Source organism: Oceanicella actignis (assembly GCF_900111545.1).
GTDB classification, from domain to species: Bacteria; Pseudomonadota; Alphaproteobacteria; order Rhodobacterales; family Rhodobacteraceae; genus Oceanicella; species Oceanicella actignis.
Genome location: NZ_FOHL01000005.1, coordinates 236,733 through 252,748 on the forward strand (window position 1 = coordinate 236,733; position 16,016 = coordinate 252,748).

Sequence of the window (16,016 nt, forward strand, 5' to 3'; positions counted from 1 at the left end):
GGCGGCCCCCCAGGGCCCCGAGGAGGACACCCCGATGGCGACGCGACGCTCGCGGGCTGCGGCCCGCATGATGATGGCTCCGGCCGTTGTGCTGCTGCTTGGCTGGATGCTGGTTCCGCTGACCATGACGCTCTGGTTCTCGTTCCGGCGCTACCTGCCGATGCGGGGGGGCGACCTGGGCTGGGCCGGCTTCGACAACTACGTGCGTTTCGTCAGTTCCAGCGCCTTCTGGCCCAGCATCCAGGCCACGCTCGTGATCGTCGGCGGCGTGCTGGCGGCGACGGTGGCGCTGGGCGTGCTGCTGGCGCTGCTGCTGGACCAGCCGATCTGGGGGCAGGGCGTGGTGCGGGTGCTGGTGATCGCGCCCTTCTTCGTCATGCCCACGGTTTCGGCGCTGGTGTGGAAGAACATGTTCATGGACCCGGTGAACGGCCTGTTCGCCCATCTGTGGCGCCTGTTCGGGGCCGAGCCGCTGGCGTGGATGAGCGAAGCCTCGCTGCCCTCGATCGTGCTGATCGTCAGCTGGCAGTGGCTGCCCTTCGCGACGCTGATCCTGCTGACCGCCATCCAGTCGCTGGACCGCGAGCAGCTCGAGGCCGCCGAGATGGACGGCGCCGGCCCTCTGTCGCGCTTCGTTCACATCATCCTGCCGCATCTGTCGCGGGCGGTGACGGTGGTGATCCTGATCCAGACGATCTTCCTGCTGTCGGTCTTCGCCGAGATCTTCGTCACGACCCAGGGCTCGTTCGGCACGCGGACGCTGACCTACCTGATCTATCAGCGCGTGCTGGAGAGCCAGAATGTCGGGCTCGGCTCGGCGGGCGGCGTCTATGCGATCATCCTGGCCAACATCGTCGCGATCTTCCTGATGCGGATCGTCGGCAAGAACCTGGACGCCTGAGGGAGGACACGGACATGGCGCGCGAACATTCGCCCCGGCGCAAGGCTCTGCTCACCGTGGCCGCCTGGACGGCCGGGCTGCTGATCTTCTTTCCCATCCTGTGGACCATCCTGACCAGCTTCAAGACCGAGGCGCAGGCCATCGCCGATCCGCCCTTGTTCCTGAACTTCGACTGGACGCTCGAGAACTACGCGGCGGTGCAGGAGCGGTCCGACTACATGCGCTTCCTGTGGAACTCGATCGTCATCTCGGGCGCCTCGACCCTTCTGGGTGTGCTGATCGCGGTTCCGGCGGCCTGGTCCATGGCCTTCGTGCCCTCGAAGCGGACCAAGGACATCCTGCTGTGGATGCTCTCGACCAAGATGCTGCCGGCGGTGGGGGTGCTCTACCCGATCTACCTGATCTTCATCGAGCTTGGCCTTCTGGACACGCGGGCGGGGCTGACGGTGGTGATCATGCTCATCAACCTGCCGATCATCGTCTGGATGCTCTACACCTATTTCCGCGAGATCCCGGTCGACATCCTCGAGGCCGCGCGCATGGACGGCGCCGATCTGCGCGCCGAGATCCTCTACGTCCTCGCGCCCATGGCCCTGCCGGGCATCGCCTCGACGGTGCTGCTGAACGTCATCCTCGCCTGGAACGAGGCGTTCTGGACGCTGAACCTGACCGCGGCGAACGCCGCGCCGCTCACCGCCTTCATCGCAAGCTATTCCAGCCCCGAAGGGCTGTTCTACGCCAAGCTCTCGGCCGCCTCGACCATGGCCATCGCGCCGATCCTGATCCTTGGCTGGTTTAGCCAGAAGCAGCTGGTGCGCGGCCTGACCTTCGGCGCCGTCAAGTAAGGGAGGAACCCATGGGACGCATCGTTCTTGAACAGGTCGCCAAGCGCTTCGGCGACGCCGAGGTCATCCCTGCGCTCGATCTCGAGATCGAGGATGGCGAATTCGCGGTCTTCGTCGGGCCCTCGGGCTGCGGCAAGTCCACGCTGCTGCGGCTGATCGCCGGGCTCGAGGACGTCAGCGGCGGGCGCATTCTGATCGACGACGCCGACGCCACCCAGATGGCGCCCGCGCGTCGCGGGCTGGCGATGGTGTTCCAGTCCTACGCCCTTTATCCGCACATGACGGTGCGCAAGAACATCGCCTTTCCGCTGCGCATGGCCGGGCTGGACAAGGCCGAGATCGAGCGCCGCGTGCAGTCGGCGGCGGCGGCGCTGAACCTGACCGACTATCTGGACCGGCGCCCGGGCCAGCTGTCGGGCGGCCAGCGCCAGCGCGTGGCCATCGGCCGCGCCATCGTGCGCGAGCCGGCCGCCTTCCTGTTCGACGAGCCGCTGTCGAACCTCGACGCCGCGCTGCGCGTGGGGATGCGGCTCGAGATCTCCGAGCTGCACAAGCGCCTGCGCACGACGATGATCTACGTCACCCATGACCAGGTCGAGGCCATGACCATGGCCGACAAGATCGTCGTGCTCCAGGCCGGCCGGATCGAGCAGGCGGGCAGCCCGCTCGAGCTGTACCGCGCCCCGCGCAACCGCTTCGTGGCGGGGTTCATCGGCTCGCCGCGCATGAACTTCATCGAGGGCGAAGAGGCCGGGCGCCGCGGCGCCTTCGCCATCGGCGTGCGTCCCGAGGACATCGCCCTGTCGCGCGAGCCGGCGCCGGGCGCCTGGGAGGGCGTGGTCGGCGTGGCCGAGCATCTGGGTTCGGACACCTTCGTGCATGTGCACGAGACGGGCCTGGCCGAGACGATCACCGTGCGCGTCAGCGGCGAGACCCCCTGCGCCCATGGCGACCGCGTCTGGCTGACCCCGCGCGAGGACGCCATCCATCGCTTCGACGCGGAAGGGCTGCGCATCGCATGACCGCCCCGCTTGCGCCCGCCGAAGAAAGGCCCGCCGACGAAAGGACCATGAGCATGAACGCGCCCGTCAAGCTGTCGCAGGCCGCCCTGCCGCATCTGCCGTCCCATGTCGGGCGTCCGCGCTACGATCGCGCGGCGCTGCGCGCGGGGATCGTGCATGTGGGGGTGGGCAATTTCCACCGCGCCCATCAGGGCTGGCATCTGCACCGCCTCATGCAGCAGGGGCTTGCGCAGGACTGGGCGGTGATCGGCGCCGGCGTGCGCCCGCAGGACGAGGCCATGCGCGCGCGCCTGTCGGCGCAGGACTGGCTGACCACGCTGATCGAGCTGCGCCCCGAGGGGCCGGCGGCCGAGGTCATCGGGCCGATGATCGGCTTCGCGCCCCCGGCCGAGGATTCGGCGCCGCTCATCGCGGCCATGTCCGACCCGGCCATCCGCATCGTCTCGCTGACGGTCACCGAGGGCGGGTATTTCGTCGATCCCGCGGGCGGCTTCGACGCCGCCCATCCCGACATCCGCCGCGACGCGGCCGACCCGGCGCGTCCGCGCACGGTCTTCGGCGCCATCGTCGCCGCCATGGCGCGCCGGCGCGCGCAGGGCCTCGCGCCGTTCACGGTGATGAGCTGCGACAACCTTCAGGGCAACGGCGCCGCCGCGCGCCGGGCGGTGACGGGGCTGGCGCGGATGAGCGACCCGGCGCTGGCCGACTGGATCGAGGCCGAGGGGGCGTTCCCGAACTCGATGGTCGACTGCATCGTGCCCGCCACCGGCCCCGACGAGCTGGCGCTGGCGCGGCGGCTGGGCGTCGAGGACGCGGCCCCCGTCACCCACGAGAACTACCGCCAGTGGGTGATCGAGGACCGTTTCTGCGCCGGCCGCCCCGAGCTCGAGCGCGTCGGCGTCATCTTTTCCGACGCGGTGCATGATTACGAGCTGCTCAAGATCCGCGTTCTGAACGCCGGCCACCAGGTTCTGGCCAATGCCGGCGAGCTGCTGGGGCTGGCCACCATCGCCGACTGCATGGCTCATCCGCTGATCGGGGCCATGTTCCGCCGGGTCGAGATGGAAGAGATCTGCCCCCACGCCCCGGACGTGCCCGGAACCTCGGCGCAGGATTACGCGCGGCTGATCGAGCGGCGCTTCGCCAACCCGGCGATCCGCGACTCGACGCGGCGGGTGGCCCATGACGGCGCCTCGCGCCACCCCGCCTTCGTGCTGCCGATCCTGCGCGAGGCGCTGGCCGCGGGCGCCCCCGTCGAGGGGCTGAGCCTGGTCGAGGCGCTGTGGGCGCGCATGTGCGCGGGCGTGCGCGAAGACGGCTCGGCGATCGCGCCGAACGATCCCATCTGGGACCAGCTCCAGACCGCCGCGCAGGCCGCGCGCGAGCGGTCGGCGGCCTGGCTCGAGCAGCGGCGCATCTATGGCGATCTGGCCGAGGCGCCGCGCTTCGCCGAGGCCTTCGCGCGCTGGCTCGACCTGATCTGGGCGCGCGGAACGGCCGAAGCGCTGCGCATCCACGCCCAGCAAGGCGCCGCGCCCGCCGCCTGAGGCGCGGCCCGGCGCGCCGGCGCGGGCAAGCGTCCGCCGGCGCCGGGCAAGCGTCCGCCGGCGCCGGGCAAGCGTCATCGATGCCGGGCGCGCGGCGGCGGGCCTTGCAAGGGGCGCAAGGTCGGCGTTGCGCGGGCCTGAAGGGGCTTGCGCCGCTACGCCCTCAGCGGGCGCGCGGGCGCAGCGCGGCGGCTTCGGCAGCGAGGCGCGTGATCTGTTCCCAGTCCTCGGCCGCGATCAGCTCGGGCGGCGCGATCCACGAGCCGCCCACGCACAGAACGTTCCCCAGCGCCAGGTAATCCGGCGCGTTCGCGCGCGAAATGCCGCCCGTGGGACAGAAGCGCAGCTCGGCCAGCGGCCCGGACCAGGCGCGCAGCGCCGCGACGCCGCCATTGACCTCGGCGGGGAAGAACTTGAGCGTGCGGTAGCCGCGCTCCATCGCCGCCATGGCCTCGGAGGGCGTCGCCACGCCCGGCAGCAGCGGCAGCCCGGCGGCGCGCGCCGCCTCGAGCAGCGCCGGCGTCGCGCCGGGCGAGACGCCGAAGCGCGCGCCGGCCGCCAGCGCCGCCTCGACATGCGCCGGCTCGGTCAGCGTGCCCGCGCCGACCACCGCGTCGGGGGCCTCTTGCGCCATGGCGCGGATGGCGTCGAGCGCGGCGGGCGTGCGCAGCGTGACCTCGAGCGCGTAAAGGCCGCCCGCGGTCAACGCCCGCGCCAGCGGCCCGGCGGTGCGCGCATCGGCGACGGTCAGCACCGGAATGACCGGCGCAAGGCGGCAGACATCTTCTGCGTTCATCGGCGCAGCTCCTTGACGATGTTGAGAAGTTCGCGCGTCGCCTGGTCGGCGCCGCGCGCCTGGCCGGTGCGGATGGCCTCGATCAGGCCGCCGGCGGTCTCCTTGCCCAGCTCGACCCCCCACTGGTCGAACGAGTTTACGTTCCAGATGACCCCCTGCACGAAGGCGCGGTGCTCGAACAGCGCGATCAGGCGGCCCAGCGCGAAGGGGTCGAGCTGCCGGTGCAGGATGGTGGTCGAGGGCCGGTCGCCCGGAAAGGTGCGGTGCGGGGCAAGGCGCGCGATGCGCTCGGGCGTCTCGCCGGCGGCGGCCATGTGCGCGGCGGCCTCGGCCTCGGTGCGGCCGAAGGCCAGCGCGCGCGCCTGCGCAAGGCAGTTGGCCAGCAGCATGTCGTGATGGCCCGGATCGGCCGCGCGGGGCAGGGCGGCGGCGATGAAGTCCACCGGAACCACGTCGGTTCCCTGGTGCAGCAGCTGGAAGAACGAGTGCTGGGCGTTGGTCCCCGGCTCGCCCCAGATCACCGGCGAGGTCGCCATGGGGCAGGGGTCGCCTTGCAGCGTCACGCGCTTGCCGTTCGATTCCATGTCCAGCTGCTGGACATAGGCCGGAAAGCGCGCCAGCCGGTGATCGTAGGGAATGAGCGCGACCGTCGGCCAGCCCATGGCGTTGCGCCGCCACACCCCGATCAGCCCCAGCAGCAGGGGCAGGTTGCGCTCGGCCGGCGCGGTCAGGAAGTGCCTGTCCATGGCCGCCGCGCCGTCGAGAAAGGCGCGAAAGCGTTGCGCGCCGATGCCGATGGCCAGCGGCAGGCCGATGGCGGACCACACCGAATAGCGCCCGCCGACCCAGTCCCAGAAGCCGAACACCCGCTCGGCCGGGATGCCGAAGCGCGCGCAGGCTTCCACATTGGCCGAGGCCGCCGCCATCTGTCCCGCCGCGCAGGGGCCCAGCCAGTCGCGCGCAAGGCGCGCATTGGCCAGCGTCTCGAGCGTGCCGAAGGTCTTGGACGAGACGATGACCAGCGTGCGCGCGGGGTCGAGGTCGGCGACCGCCTCGGCGAAGTCGGCCCCGTCCACGTTCGACACGAAGCGCAGCCGCGGGCCGTCGATGTCGGGCGCCAGCGCGCGCGCCGCCATGGCCGGGCCCAGATCCGAGCCGCCGATGCCGATGTTGACGACATGCGTGAACGGGCCGCCCGCGCCCACGACGCGGCCCTGGCGCACCGCTTCGGCGAAGTCCAGAAACCGCGCCAGCGTCGCCGCGGGGTCGTCGCCGCGGGGCGCGGGGACCGAGCCGCGCAGCGCCATGTGCAGCGCCGCGCGCCCCTCGGTGACGTTGACCGGCGCGCCGGCCGCCATGGCGTCGCGGCGCGCCGCCACCCCGGCGGCGCGCGCCAGGGCGATCAGCGCCTCGAGCGCGGGGGCGTCCAGCTTCTCGCGCGAGAAGTCGATCGTCAGGTCGTCGAGCCGCGCGGACAGGCGCGAGAAGCGGTCGGGATCGGTCTCGAACAGGCGGCGCAGGGTCGTGGCGCGCAGGCGTCGGGCGTGGGCGCGGACCTCGTCCCAGGCCTTGGCGATGTCGGGCGCGGTCAAGGCTTGTCTCCTTCGGCTTGCGTCAGATCACGACCGCGGCGCCGGTTTCGGCCGGACCGACCGCCGCGCGGAAGGCCGCGAACAGCTCGCGTCCGGTTCCGGCCGCGTTCGCGGACAGATCGGCCTCGGCGGGCGGGCGGGTCAGGAACCGGGCCTCGTCGCCCAGAACCTTCAGCACCCCGGCCTCGGCGTCAAGGCGCACCACGTCGCCGTCGCGCAGACGGGCGATGGGACCGCCAGCGGCGGCCTCGGGGCTCAGATGGATCGCGGCCGGAACCTTGCCCGAGGCGCCCGACATGCGCCCGTCGGTCACCAGCGCCACGCGATGGCCGCGCTCGAGCAGGATCGACAGCGCCGGCGTCAGCGCGTGCAGCTCGGGCATGCCGTTGGCCCGCGGCCCCTGGAAGCGCACGACCACCACCACGTCGCGGTCCAGCTCGCCGGCCTTGAAGGCGGCCTTGACCGATTCCTGGTCGTGGAAGACGCGCACGGGCGCCTCGATGACGCGGTGCTCGGGGTTGACGGCCGAGATCTTGATCACCGAGCGCCCCAGGTTCCCCTCGAGCAGCTTCAGCCCGCCGCTGGGCTGGAACGGCGCGGATGCCGGGCGCAGGATGCCCTCGGCGCCGCTTTGCGTCGGCCCCTCCTGCCACACGACCGCGCCGTCGCGCAGCTTGGGCTCGAAGGTGTAGCGGCGCAGCCCGGGGCCGGCGATGGTCTTGACGTCCTCGTGCAGAAGGCCCGCCTCGAGCAGCTCGCCGATCACGAGGGCCAGCCCGCCCGCGGCGTGGAAATGGTTCACATCCGCCAGCCCGTTGGGATAGACCCGCGCCAGCAGCGGCGTGACGGCCGAGATCTCGGCCATGTCGGCCCAGTCGATCTGCACGCCGGCCGCCCGCGCCATGGCGACGAGGTGGATCGCCAGATTGGTCGAGCCGCCGGTCGCGTTCAGCCCGACCATGGCGTTGACGAAGGCGCGCTCGTCGAGGATCTCGCAGGCGGGGGTGAACTCTTCGCCGCGGGCCGTGATGGCCAGGGCGCGGCGCGCGGCCTCGGCGGTCAGGGCGTCGCGCAGCGGATCGCCGGGGTTGACGAAGCTGGCGCCGGGCAGGTGCAGGCCCATGAACTCCATGAGCATCTGGTTGGTGTTGGCGGTGCCGTAGAAGGTGCAGGTGCCCGGCCCGTGATACGAGGCCATCTCGGCGCGCAGCAGCGCGTCGCGGTCGATCTCGCCGGCGGCGAAGAGGCGGCGGATGCGGGCCTTTTCCTCGTTCGGCAGGCCCGAGGGCATGGGGCCGGCCGGGGCGAAGACGGCCGGCAGATGCCCGAAGGCGGCGGCGGCGATGACCATGCCCGGCACGATCTTGTCGCACACGCCAAGGAACATGGCGGCGTCGAAGCAGTCATGGCTCAGCGCCACGGCCGAGGCCATGGCGATGACGTCGCGCGAGAACAGGCTCAGCTCCATGCCGGGCCGGCCCTGGGTGACGCCGTCGCACATGGCCGGAACGCCTCCGGCCACCAGGGCGGCGGCGCCGGCCTCGTGCGCGGCGCGCTTGATGACGGCGGGGAAGCGCTCGAAGGGCTGATGGGCCGAAAGCATGTCGTTGTAGGCCGTCACGATCCCGATCACCGGGATGTCGGGCTTGATGACGCGGGGCTTGTCCTCGCCCGCCGCGGCGGCCGCATGGGCCAGGTTGCCGCAGGACAGATGCGCGCGTCCGGGGCCCTGTTCGGCGGCGCGGCGGCAGCGCTCGAGATAGGCCGCGCGGCTTTGGGCCGAGCGGGCGCGGATGCGCGCCGTGACCGCTTCGATGGTGGGGTTCATGGCGACCTCCGTGGGTTAATCGGCGTAGTGAACGACGGCGCCGCCCAGAACGGCCAGCACCGGCGCGGCGCGCGGATCGTCCAGCGCCAGGGCGCGTTCGAGCGCGGCGCGCTTGTCCGCGCCGGCGATGACCAGATGGCGCTCGGGCGCGGCGGCCAGCGTCGGGGCGCTGAGCGTGACGCGCGGCTCGAGCGCGCCTTCGGGGTCGATCCGGCAAAGCGGCGGCGCGTCGGGCGCCAGCGCCGCCTCGAGCCCCCGCGCCCCGGGAAAGAGCGAGGCGGCGTGCATGTCGGCCCCCATGCCCAGAACCGCCACGTCGAGCGGCAGCGCGCGCTCGCGCAGCGCCCGCCGCGCGGCCTCGAGCGCGTCCGGCCCGTCGCCCGCGCCGCGCAGCGGCACGAAGCGCGCGGCGCGCGCGCGCCCGGCCAGGAGCGAGCCGGCGAGCATGGTCTCGTTCGCGCGGGGGTGGCCGGGCGGGGTCAGGCGCTCGTCCGTCAGGGTGACGACGACGCGCGGCCAGTCCAGCTCGGCCTCGCCCAGCCGGGTCAGCATCTCGCGCGGGGTCTCGCCGCCGGGCACGGCGATGCGCGCGACGCCCCGCGCGGCGATGGCCCGGCGCAGCGCCTCGGCCAGCGCGTCGGCCAGCGCGCGGGCCATCTGCGGGCGCGAGGGGTGGGCGATGACGCGCGGGGCCTTCATGCCGAAATCTCGCGCCAGCGGCGGCCGTCGCGATGCATCAGCATCAGCGCGTCCTCGGGGCCGGACGAGCCGGGGTCGTAAAGGGCGGGGCGCTCGCCGCGCTCTTCCCAGGCGGCGATGATGGGATCGACCCAGCGCCAGGCGGCCTCGACCTCGTCGCCGCGCATGAACAGGGTCTGGTCGCCGCGGATCACGTCCATCACCAGGCGCTCGTAGGCGTCGGGCATGCGCAGCCCGCCGCCGCCCAGCTGCTCGGCGAAGGTCATGTCCAGCTCGGCCGGGGTCAGGCGCATGCCGCCGGGGCCGGGGTCCTTGACGGTCATGGACAGGGTGATGCCCTCGTCCGGCTGCAGGCGGATGGCCAGCACGTTGGCGCCCGCGCGCCCGCCCGCGCCGGCGAAGATCGAGTGGGGCGGATCCTTGAAGGCGACGGCGATCTCGGACATGCGCGCGCGCAGCCGCTTGCCGGTGCGCAGGTAGAAGGGCACGCCCGACCAGCGCCAGTTCTCGACATGGGCGCGCAGGGCGACGAAGCTTTCGGTGCGCGTGTCCGCATCGCCCACATCGTCGGCGTAGGAGGCGACGCCCGGCCCCGCGCCGTATTGCCCGCGCACCACGTCGCGCGCGGCGTCGACGGGGGCGAGGGCGCGCAGGACCTTGAGCTTCTCGTCGCGCACGTCGTCGGGGCGCAGGCGGGCAGGAGGCTCCATCGCCGTCAGGCACAGCAGCTGAAGCAGGTGGTTCTGGACCATGTCGCGCATGGCGCCGACGCCGTCGTAATAGGGCCCGCGCCCGCCCACGCCCACGGTTTCGGCCACGGTGATCTGCACGTGATCGACGTGGTGGGCGTTCCAGAGCGGCTCGAACAGCGCGTTGGCGAAGCGCAGCGCCATCAGGTTCTGGACGGTTTCCTTGCCCAGGTAATGGTCGATGCGGTAGATGCGCCCCTCGTCGAAATGGCGCGCAAGGCTCTGGTTCAGCGCCCGGGCCGAGGGCAGGTCGTGGCCGAAGGGCTTTTCGACCACGATGCGGCCATGCGCGCCGGCAAGGCCGGCGGCGGCGATGCGCTCGGCGATGACGCCGAAGAAGCGCGGCGCCACCGACAGGTAGAAGGCGCGCGGCCGTTCGGGGTCGGGCGCGCCGAGCGTGTCGGCAAGGGCTTGCCAGTCGTCGTCCTTCGTGACGTCGAGGGGAACGTAGTCGAGCGTGGCCAGGAAGCGCCGGCGCGAGTCGGGGTCGAGATCGGCGGGAGCCACGAATTCGTCCAGCGCCTCGGCGGCCAGGCGGCGGAAGCCCTCGGCGTCCATCTGCGCGCGGGCCGCGCCGATGACGCGCGCCTCAATGGGCATCTGGCCGTCATGCAGGCGGTGATACAGGGCCGGCAGCAGCTTGCGCCGGGCCAGGTCGCCGGTTGCGCCGAAGACGACAAGATCGAACGGGGCGACGGGAACGACGCGCGCGACCATCAGACGGCCTCCCTTGCGAAAGCTTCCACTTCGGCGCGGCGGGGCAGGTCGGCCCCGCGCCGCGCGCAGGTCAGCGCCGCGGCCGCGGCGGCGAAGTTCATGATGCGGGCGATGTCTTCGCCGCCCAGCGCCGAAAGCGCGGCGCGGCTGCGCGCCCCCGCCGCGTCGAGCCCGGCGATCAGCGCCGCCTGGAAGGTGTCGCCGGCGCCGACCGCGTCGACCGCCCGAACGCGGCGCGCGGGCGCGCGCGTGCGGCCGGCGGGGCCGAAGGCCTCGGCCCCCTCGGCGCCATGGGTGACCACCACCAGCGCCGCGCCCGCCGCGCGCCAGCGCGCGGCCAGCTCGGCCGGCTCGACGCCCGGCCACAGCAGGCCGATGTCCTCGGCGCTGATCTTGACCAGATCCGCCAGGGCGGCGAAGGCCTCGATACGCGCGCGCCACAGCGCCGGGTCCGGAATGACGCCCAGGCGCACATTGGGATCGAGGCACAGCAGGCGCCGTCCGCGCTCGCGCTCGAACAGGCGCAGCAGGCTTGAGCCGATGGGCTCGGCCGTCAGCGAATACGAGCCCGCATGCACGCCCCAGATCGGCGCGTCGGCCGGCGGCAGGTCGTCCGGTTCGATGGCGCGGTCGGCGCCGCCGGCGCCGTAGAAGGCGTAGGCGGGGGCGCCGTCCGGGCCGACATCCACCAGGCTGAGGGTCGTGGGCGCGTCCTTGCTGCGCACGAAGCGCGCGTCCACGCCCTCTTCGAGCAGGGCGCGCATCAGCCGCGCGCCCAGCCGGTCGGTCGAGACGCCCGCCAGAATGCCCGACGCGACGCCAAGCCGCGCAAGGCCCACCGCGACGTTGAAGGGCGATCCGCCGATGCGGGCGTCGAAGCTCAGGCCGCCGTCGCGCTCGGCGGCGAACAGATCCCACAGCGCCTCGCCGCAGGACAGGAACATGGGCCGGTCCGCGGGGGGCGGGGCGGCATGGGCGGGGCGGTCGGGCATGGGGCGTCCTTCCGTAACGTCGGGGTCGGGTCGATCTGTCATGGCGGGGCGCGATTCGTCAATAAATAACTCATGTTGATTTATTTGCGGCTCCCAGATAGGCTGCCCGAACCTGGAATGCGGAGAGACCATGCGCGCAAGCGACCCAGCCGGGCTTCGAGCCTACAACGAGCGCGTCATCATCAACGCGCTGCTGCGCCGCGGCCCCATGTCCAAGGCCGAGATCGCGCGCGAGACCGGGCTCAGCGGCCAGGCGGCCTCGGTGATCGTCAACGCGCTGCTGGCCGAGGGGCTGCTGCGCAAGCTCGAGAAGGTGCGCGGGCAGGTCGGGCAGCCCTCGACGCCCGTCGCGCCGAACCCGTCGGGCGCCTATGCGCTGGGCGTGAAGATCGGCCGCCGCAGCGTCGAGGCGGCGCTGATCGACCTGACCGGCGCCGTCGTCGCGCACCGCCACGCCCCGCATGCGGCGCCCTTGCCCGAAACCTGCGTCGCCGCCGCCGCCGCGCTGGGGCGCGCCTGCCTCGACGCGCTGGACGAAGAGGGGCGCGCGCGCGTCGTCGGCATGGGGCTGGCCATGCCGGGCGACATGCACGCCTGGCCGCGCGAGATGGGCCTGCCGCCCGGCGCGCTGGACGGCTGGCGCGGCTTCGATGCGGGCGCGGCGCTGCAGGAGGCGCTGGGGATGGCGCCCATCGTGTGCAACGACGCCACCGCGGCCTGCGCGGCCGAGATGCTGCTTGGAAGCGGTATCGCCTCGCGCAGCGCGCTTTACATCTATCTGGGCATGTTCGCCGGCGGCGGCGTGGTGATCGACGGACGCCTCGTCATGGGCGAGCAGGGCAACGCCGGCGCGATCGGGTCCATGCCCGTCGGCGCGCCCGACGCGCGCGGGCGCCCGCAGCAGCTGGCTCATCGGGCGGGACTGATCTCGCTCGAGCGCGCGCTGCGGGAGGCGGGGCTCGACGCGGGCGCGGCGATGCAGGGCGCGCCGCCCGAGGCCGAACAGGACTTCCGCCGCTGGGTTCGCCAGGTCGCGCCCGAGCTGGCCCTGGCTGTGGCGGCGGCGCTTTCGGTCATCGACTTTCCGACCATCGTGGTCGACGGCGCGCTGCCCGCGCCATGGCGCGCCAGGCTGGCGGCGGCGACGGCGCGCGAGATGGGCGCGCTCAACCGCGCGGGGCTGTCGCCGGCGGTTTTCGCGGTCGGCGCGCTGGGCCATACGGCGCGGGTTCTGGGCGCGGCGTCGCTGCCGCTGCAGCGGCGCTTCTCGCCCGATCCCGAGCTGGTCGCCCGCGCGGGTTGAGCGGCGGCGCGCCGCTTGACGCGGGCGCGCGGCGCGGGTCATCTGCGCTGGCCGCGATGAAACGGAGCCCGCCATGCCATCCGCCGATCCCGTCCTGCGCAAGGAGCTGTTCGATCTGCCCGAGGGGCTGATCTACCTGAACGGCAACTCGCTGGGGCCGCTGCCGCGCCATGTCCCCGAGCGCCTGCGCCGCGTCGTCTGCGACGAGTGGGGCAAGCTGCTGATCCGGGGCTGGAACCTTGGCTGCGACGGCCAGGGCTGGGTCGACCTGCCCGCCCGCCTTGGCGCGCGCATCGGCCGCCTGATCGGCGCGCCCGAAGGCGCGGTGGTGGCGGGCGACAGCACCACGGTGAACGTGGTCAAGGCGCTGTCGGCCGCGCTCGAGCTGCAACGCGCCGACTCGCCGGGCAAGCTCACCGTTCTGTCGGATTCGGGCAACTTCCCCACCGACCTTTACGCCGCGCAGGAGCTGTGCCGCGCGCTGGGCCGCGGGCTGCGCCTGAAGGTTGTCGCGCCCGAGGAGGTCGCCGACGCCATCGACGACGGCGTCGCCGCGCTGATGCTGACCGAAGTCGATTACCGCACCGGCCGCCGGCACGACATGGCCGCGCTGACCGCCCGCGCGCACCAGGCCGGCGCGCTGGCGATCTGGGATCTGGCGCATTCGGCCGGGGCGATGCCGGTGGATCTTGCCGGTGCGGACGTCGATTTCGCCGTCGGCTGCGGCTACAAGTATCTGAACGGGGGGCCCGGCGCGCCGGCCTTCATCTACGCCGCTCCGCGCCTGGCCGACCGCATCGCGCCGGCGGTGGCGGGGTGGATGGGGCATGCGGCGCCCTTCGCCTTCGAGCCCGCCTACCGCCCCGCGCCCGGCGCCGACAGGCTGCGGGTGGGCACGCCGCCGATCCTGTCGATGGTCGCGCTCGACGCCGCGCTGGACGTATGGGAGGGCGTCGACCTGGCGGCCGTGCGCGCACGATCGCTCGAGCTGAGCGAGCGCTTCGTCGCGCGCGTCGAGGCGGCTTGCGCCGGCGAACTGGAGTTGGCCAGCCCGCGCGATCCGAACGCCCGCGGCGCGCAGGTCTCGTTCCGCCACCCCGAGGGCTACGCGGTGATGCAGGCGCTGATCGCGCAGGGCGTGATCGGGGATTTCCGCGCGCCCGACCTGATCCGCTTCGGCTTCGCGCCGCTATACCTGTCGGCCGAGGAGGTGGACGCCGCCGCCGCGATCCTGGCCCGCACGCTCGAGGCGCGGCTGTGGGACGATCCGCGCCACCGCGTGCGCGCGAAGGTGACCTGAGCGGCGATTGAAGCTTGCAAGCGGGCCTGCGCTCGTTGTATCCCGCCGGCTACGGAGAGGTGGCCGAGTGGTCGAAGGCGCACGCCTGGAAAGCGTGTATACGGGCAACCGTATCGCGGGTTCGAATCCCGCTCTCTCCGCCACAGATCCAGAAATTTCTACGCTAAAACAACAGGTTACGAGGAATTTTCGAGCGCCGTTCCCACAATCGTTCCCACAATTTGCAGCGCCTCGACGCAGCGCCCGCGAGGGGTCTCAGCCCATGTCGGCTTGGGGCGTCGCCATGGGTGGAAGGTTCGAGGCGCTTTGCTGGGGGGGCAAGGAGCGGGCTTTGGCGGCCCGTTGCGCGTGGGAACCGAACAGGCGCGGCGCATCCGCCCGGCGCTGGGCGGGTCGCAGGACGCGCAGCGCCAGCCGGGCCCCTGGGCCGGGCGCGCGGCGGGCTTCCACCAATCGCCGCCGCCGCAGGCCGAGCAGGCCGCGAAGGGCAGGCCCTCGGGGTCAAGCGCGGGCGTCTCGGGCATCGCCGCCGCGCGCAGCCGATCCATGGGCGGGCCCGGGGCGCGGGCGGCATCCTCCGCTGCCAGCGCCTCGGCGTCTTCGCGGCTCACGCCGCCGTCGAACTGGCGCACCGCCGCTCGTTCGTCGAAAGGATCGCGCACGATGTCAGGCGCGGCCCTATCAGCCGGCTCCCGATTTCGCCCCTGCCACCCTGCTACATCTGCTACACCTGCTACAAAACGGGCCAGTGTAGCAGAAGTAGCAAGTGTAGCAGGGGGGCGGCCTGCGATTTCGGCAAGCGCGGCGGTCACGTCAAACCACATCGCCCCCAGCCCTCACGATGCGCCACGCTTGCTTGCGGGCGGCGCCGCGCACCACGGTACCCGGCTTTGGCGGGACGAGCCAGCCTTGCCCGGCCAGCAGCGTGAGCGCCTTGCGCGCCTTCTGGCTTTCGCGAAGCTTGCCCGGCCCGAACTGCACCACGTCGCGCACCATCACTTCAGGCTCGGCCCAGCTTTCGAGAAGCCAGCGCCGCAGCGCCTCGGCCGCTTCGATTTCCGCCGAGACCGTCGCCGCCTCCGTAAGCCGCCTGGCCTCGCCGAGGTAGAATTTCGCCAGCGCGATGCCGTTGGCCATGTCGGCCAGCGTCAACGCCTCGGCATCGAGGTCGCGCCACAGGGTCAGCACGCCGGCAATCCGCGCCGCCTGTTCCGCCGCCTTCGAGGCATGACCCGTGAGGTTCGACAGCTTGCCGCCGGGCGCCTGCGTCTTTTCCATTGCGTCCGAGAAGCGGATCAGCAGCGCCCGCGCCTCGGGCGTGAGCGCCAGGGTGTGCGGCTCAAGTTCCCGTGTTTCCGGGTCCATCGGCAAGGGCCGTTCGAGGATTTCCGCCAGCCGCCGGTTGAAGGCGTCGATCGCCACCCGGTCATGGCCCGCGTTCGCGTGCATGCGCGCGCCGATGGTGGAAGGCGGCTCGCTGATCAGGAACCGCGGCAGGAAGCCCGATTCGGAAGTCAGCGGATCGGCCATGAAGCTGCGCGCCACGCGCGGCTGAACCATCAGGTGGATGGCCAGCCGCCTGCCATAAAGCGTTGCGTGATCATCGCTGGCCCGCGTGCGCCGGATCGGCTCGCCCTGCCAGAGCGCGTTGAGCGCGGCCAGGGTCTTCTGCCGATGGTCGGCGCTCATGGCATGGCCGCCCAGGAATTGCCCGCCCTCGTCCGA

The 16,016-nt window shown here is 72.6% G+C and carries 13 protein-coding genes and 1 tRNA gene; 7 read left to right on the forward strand and 7 right to left on the reverse strand.

The window, feature by feature from the left end:
• The first annotated feature begins 34 nt into the window (after positions 1 to 34).
• From BMW67_RS10115 to BMW67_RS10130, 4 genes are read left to right on the forward strand one after another with little or no spacing between them, the layout of a single operon-like run.
• Positions 35 to 901, forward strand: a complete 867-nt coding sequence (locus tag BMW67_RS10115; RefSeq protein WP_072747405.1) for a carbohydrate ABC transporter permease — start codon at positions 35 to 37, stop codon at positions 899 to 901.
• Between the two features lie 14 nt (positions 902 to 915).
• Positions 916 to 1,746, forward strand: a complete 831-nt coding sequence (locus BMW67_RS10120) for a carbohydrate ABC transporter permease (protein WP_072747406.1) — start codon at positions 916 to 918, stop codon at positions 1,744 to 1,746.
• Between the two features lie 11 nt (positions 1,747 to 1,757).
• Positions 1,758 to 2,768 (forward strand): ABC transporter ATP-binding protein, encoded by a 1,011-nt coding sequence (locus BMW67_RS10125; protein WP_072747407.1) that lies wholly within the window; start codon positions 1,758 to 1,760, stop codon positions 2,766 to 2,768.
• A 53-nt stretch (positions 2,769 to 2,821) separates the two neighbouring features.
• Positions 2,822 to 4,315 carry a mannitol dehydrogenase family protein gene (locus BMW67_RS10130; protein WP_072747443.1) on the forward strand — a complete coding sequence of 498 codons (1,494 nt, stop codon included), beginning with the start codon at positions 2,822 to 2,824 and terminating at the stop codon, positions 4,313 to 4,315.
• 163 nt (positions 4,316 to 4,478) lie between these two features.
• On the opposite strand, the gene BMW67_RS10135 is transcribed toward BMW67_RS10130, so the two are convergent.
• Genes BMW67_RS10135 through BMW67_RS10160 form a run of 6 tightly spaced genes read right to left on the reverse strand, consistent with a single transcriptional unit; the run spans position 4,479 to position 11,688 of the window.
• Positions 4,479 to 5,111, reverse strand: coding sequence for a bifunctional 4-hydroxy-2-oxoglutarate aldolase/2-dehydro-3-deoxy-phosphogluconate aldolase (locus BMW67_RS10135; RefSeq protein WP_072747408.1), 633 nt, complete (start codon positions 5,109 to 5,111; stop codon positions 4,479 to 4,481).
• Positions 5,108 to 6,703, reverse strand: a complete 1,596-nt coding sequence (gene pgi, locus BMW67_RS10140) for a glucose-6-phosphate isomerase (RefSeq protein WP_245728505.1) — start codon at positions 6,701 to 6,703, stop codon at positions 5,108 to 5,110. The genes BMW67_RS10135 and pgi overlap by 4 nt, the downstream gene beginning before the upstream one ends.
• 22 nt (positions 6,704 to 6,725) lie before the next feature.
• A complete protein-coding gene (gene edd / locus BMW67_RS10145; RefSeq protein WP_072747409.1) occupies positions 6,726 to 8,531 on the reverse strand; it encodes a phosphogluconate dehydratase in 1,806 nt (601 codons plus the stop codon).
• A gap of 15 nt (positions 8,532 to 8,546) precedes the next feature.
• A complete protein-coding gene (gene pgl / locus BMW67_RS10150; protein ID WP_072747410.1) occupies positions 8,547 to 9,230 on the reverse strand; it encodes a 6-phosphogluconolactonase in 684 nt (227 codons plus the stop codon).
• Positions 9,227 to 10,696, reverse strand: coding sequence for a glucose-6-phosphate dehydrogenase (gene zwf / locus BMW67_RS10155; protein WP_072747411.1), 1,470 nt, complete (start codon positions 10,694 to 10,696; stop codon positions 9,227 to 9,229). Before zwf ends, pgl begins: the two co-directional genes overlap by 4 nt.
• Positions 10,696 to 11,688 carry a carbohydrate kinase family protein gene (locus BMW67_RS10160; RefSeq protein ID WP_218139765.1) on the reverse strand — a complete coding sequence of 331 codons (993 nt, stop codon included), beginning with the start codon at positions 11,686 to 11,688 and terminating at the stop codon, positions 10,696 to 10,698. Before BMW67_RS10160 ends, zwf begins: the two co-directional genes overlap by 1 nt.
• A gap of 130 nt (positions 11,689 to 11,818) precedes the next feature.
• Here BMW67_RS10160 and BMW67_RS10165 point away from each other — a divergent pair, with 130 nt between their 5' ends.
• The 3 genes from BMW67_RS10165 to BMW67_RS10175 all read left to right on the forward strand — a co-directional run bounded on the left by BMW67_RS10165 (position 11,819) and on the right by BMW67_RS10175 (position 14,434).
• Positions 11,819 to 12,991 (forward strand): ROK family transcriptional regulator, encoded by a 1,173-nt coding sequence (locus tag BMW67_RS10165; RefSeq protein WP_072747412.1) that lies wholly within the window; start codon positions 11,819 to 11,821, stop codon positions 12,989 to 12,991.
• Positions 12,992 to 13,064: 73 nt separating this feature from the next.
• Positions 13,065 to 14,291, forward strand: coding sequence for a kynureninase (gene kynU / locus BMW67_RS10170; protein ID WP_072747413.1), 1,227 nt, complete (start codon positions 13,065 to 13,067; stop codon positions 14,289 to 14,291).
• A 53-nt stretch (positions 14,292 to 14,344) separates the two neighbouring features.
• Positions 14,345 to 14,434: transfer RNA gene (locus tag BMW67_RS10175), tRNA-Ser, on the forward strand.
• Positions 14,435 to 15,104: 670 nt separating this feature from the next.
• Here BMW67_RS10175 and BMW67_RS10185 read toward each other — a convergent pair.
• Positions 15,105 to 16,016 (reverse strand): DUF3987 domain-containing protein (locus tag BMW67_RS10185; RefSeq protein ID WP_143053719.1); only part of this gene is annotated, 912 nt, incomplete at its 5' end.

What these genes read in the sequence shown, in the direction of transcription:
- BMW67_RS10115 (WP_072747405.1), top strand. Translation starts at nt 35, where the DNA reads ATGGCGACGCGACGCTCGCGGGCTGCGGCCCGCATGATGATGGCTCCG.
- BMW67_RS10120 (WP_072747406.1), top strand. Translation starts at nt 916, where the DNA reads ATGGCGCGCGAACATTCGCCCCGGCGCAAGGCTCTGCTCACCGTGGCC.
- BMW67_RS10125 (WP_072747407.1), top strand. Translation starts at nt 1,758, where the DNA reads ATGGGACGCATCGTTCTTGAACAGGTCGCCAAGCGCTTCGGCGACGCC.
- BMW67_RS10130 (WP_072747443.1), top strand. Translation starts at nt 2,822, where the DNA reads ATGAACGCGCCCGTCAAGCTGTCGCAGGCCGCCCTGCCGCATCTGCCG.
- BMW67_RS10135 (WP_072747408.1), bottom strand. Translation starts at nt 5,111, where the DNA reads ATGAACGCAGAAGATGTCTGCCGCCTTGCGCCGGTCATTCCGGTGCTG.
- edd (WP_072747409.1), bottom strand. Translation starts at nt 8,531, where the DNA reads ATGAACCCCACCATCGAAGCGGTCACGGCGCGCATCCGCGCCCGCTCG.
- pgl (WP_072747410.1), bottom strand. Translation starts at nt 9,230, where the DNA reads ATGAAGGCCCCGCGCGTCATCGCCCACCCCTCGCGCCCGCAGATGGCC.
- zwf (WP_072747411.1), bottom strand. Translation starts at nt 10,696, where the DNA reads ATGGTCGCGCGCGTCGTTCCCGTCGCCCCGTTCGATCTTGTCGTCTTC.
- BMW67_RS10160 (WP_218139765.1), bottom strand. Translation starts at nt 11,688, where the DNA reads ATGCCCGACCGCCCCGCCCATGCCGCCCCGCCCCCCGCGGACCGGCCC.
- BMW67_RS10165 (WP_072747412.1), top strand. Translation starts at nt 11,819, where the DNA reads ATGCGCGCAAGCGACCCAGCCGGGCTTCGAGCCTACAACGAGCGCGTC.
- kynU (WP_072747413.1), top strand. Translation starts at nt 13,065, where the DNA reads ATGCCATCCGCCGATCCCGTCCTGCGCAAGGAGCTGTTCGATCTGCCC.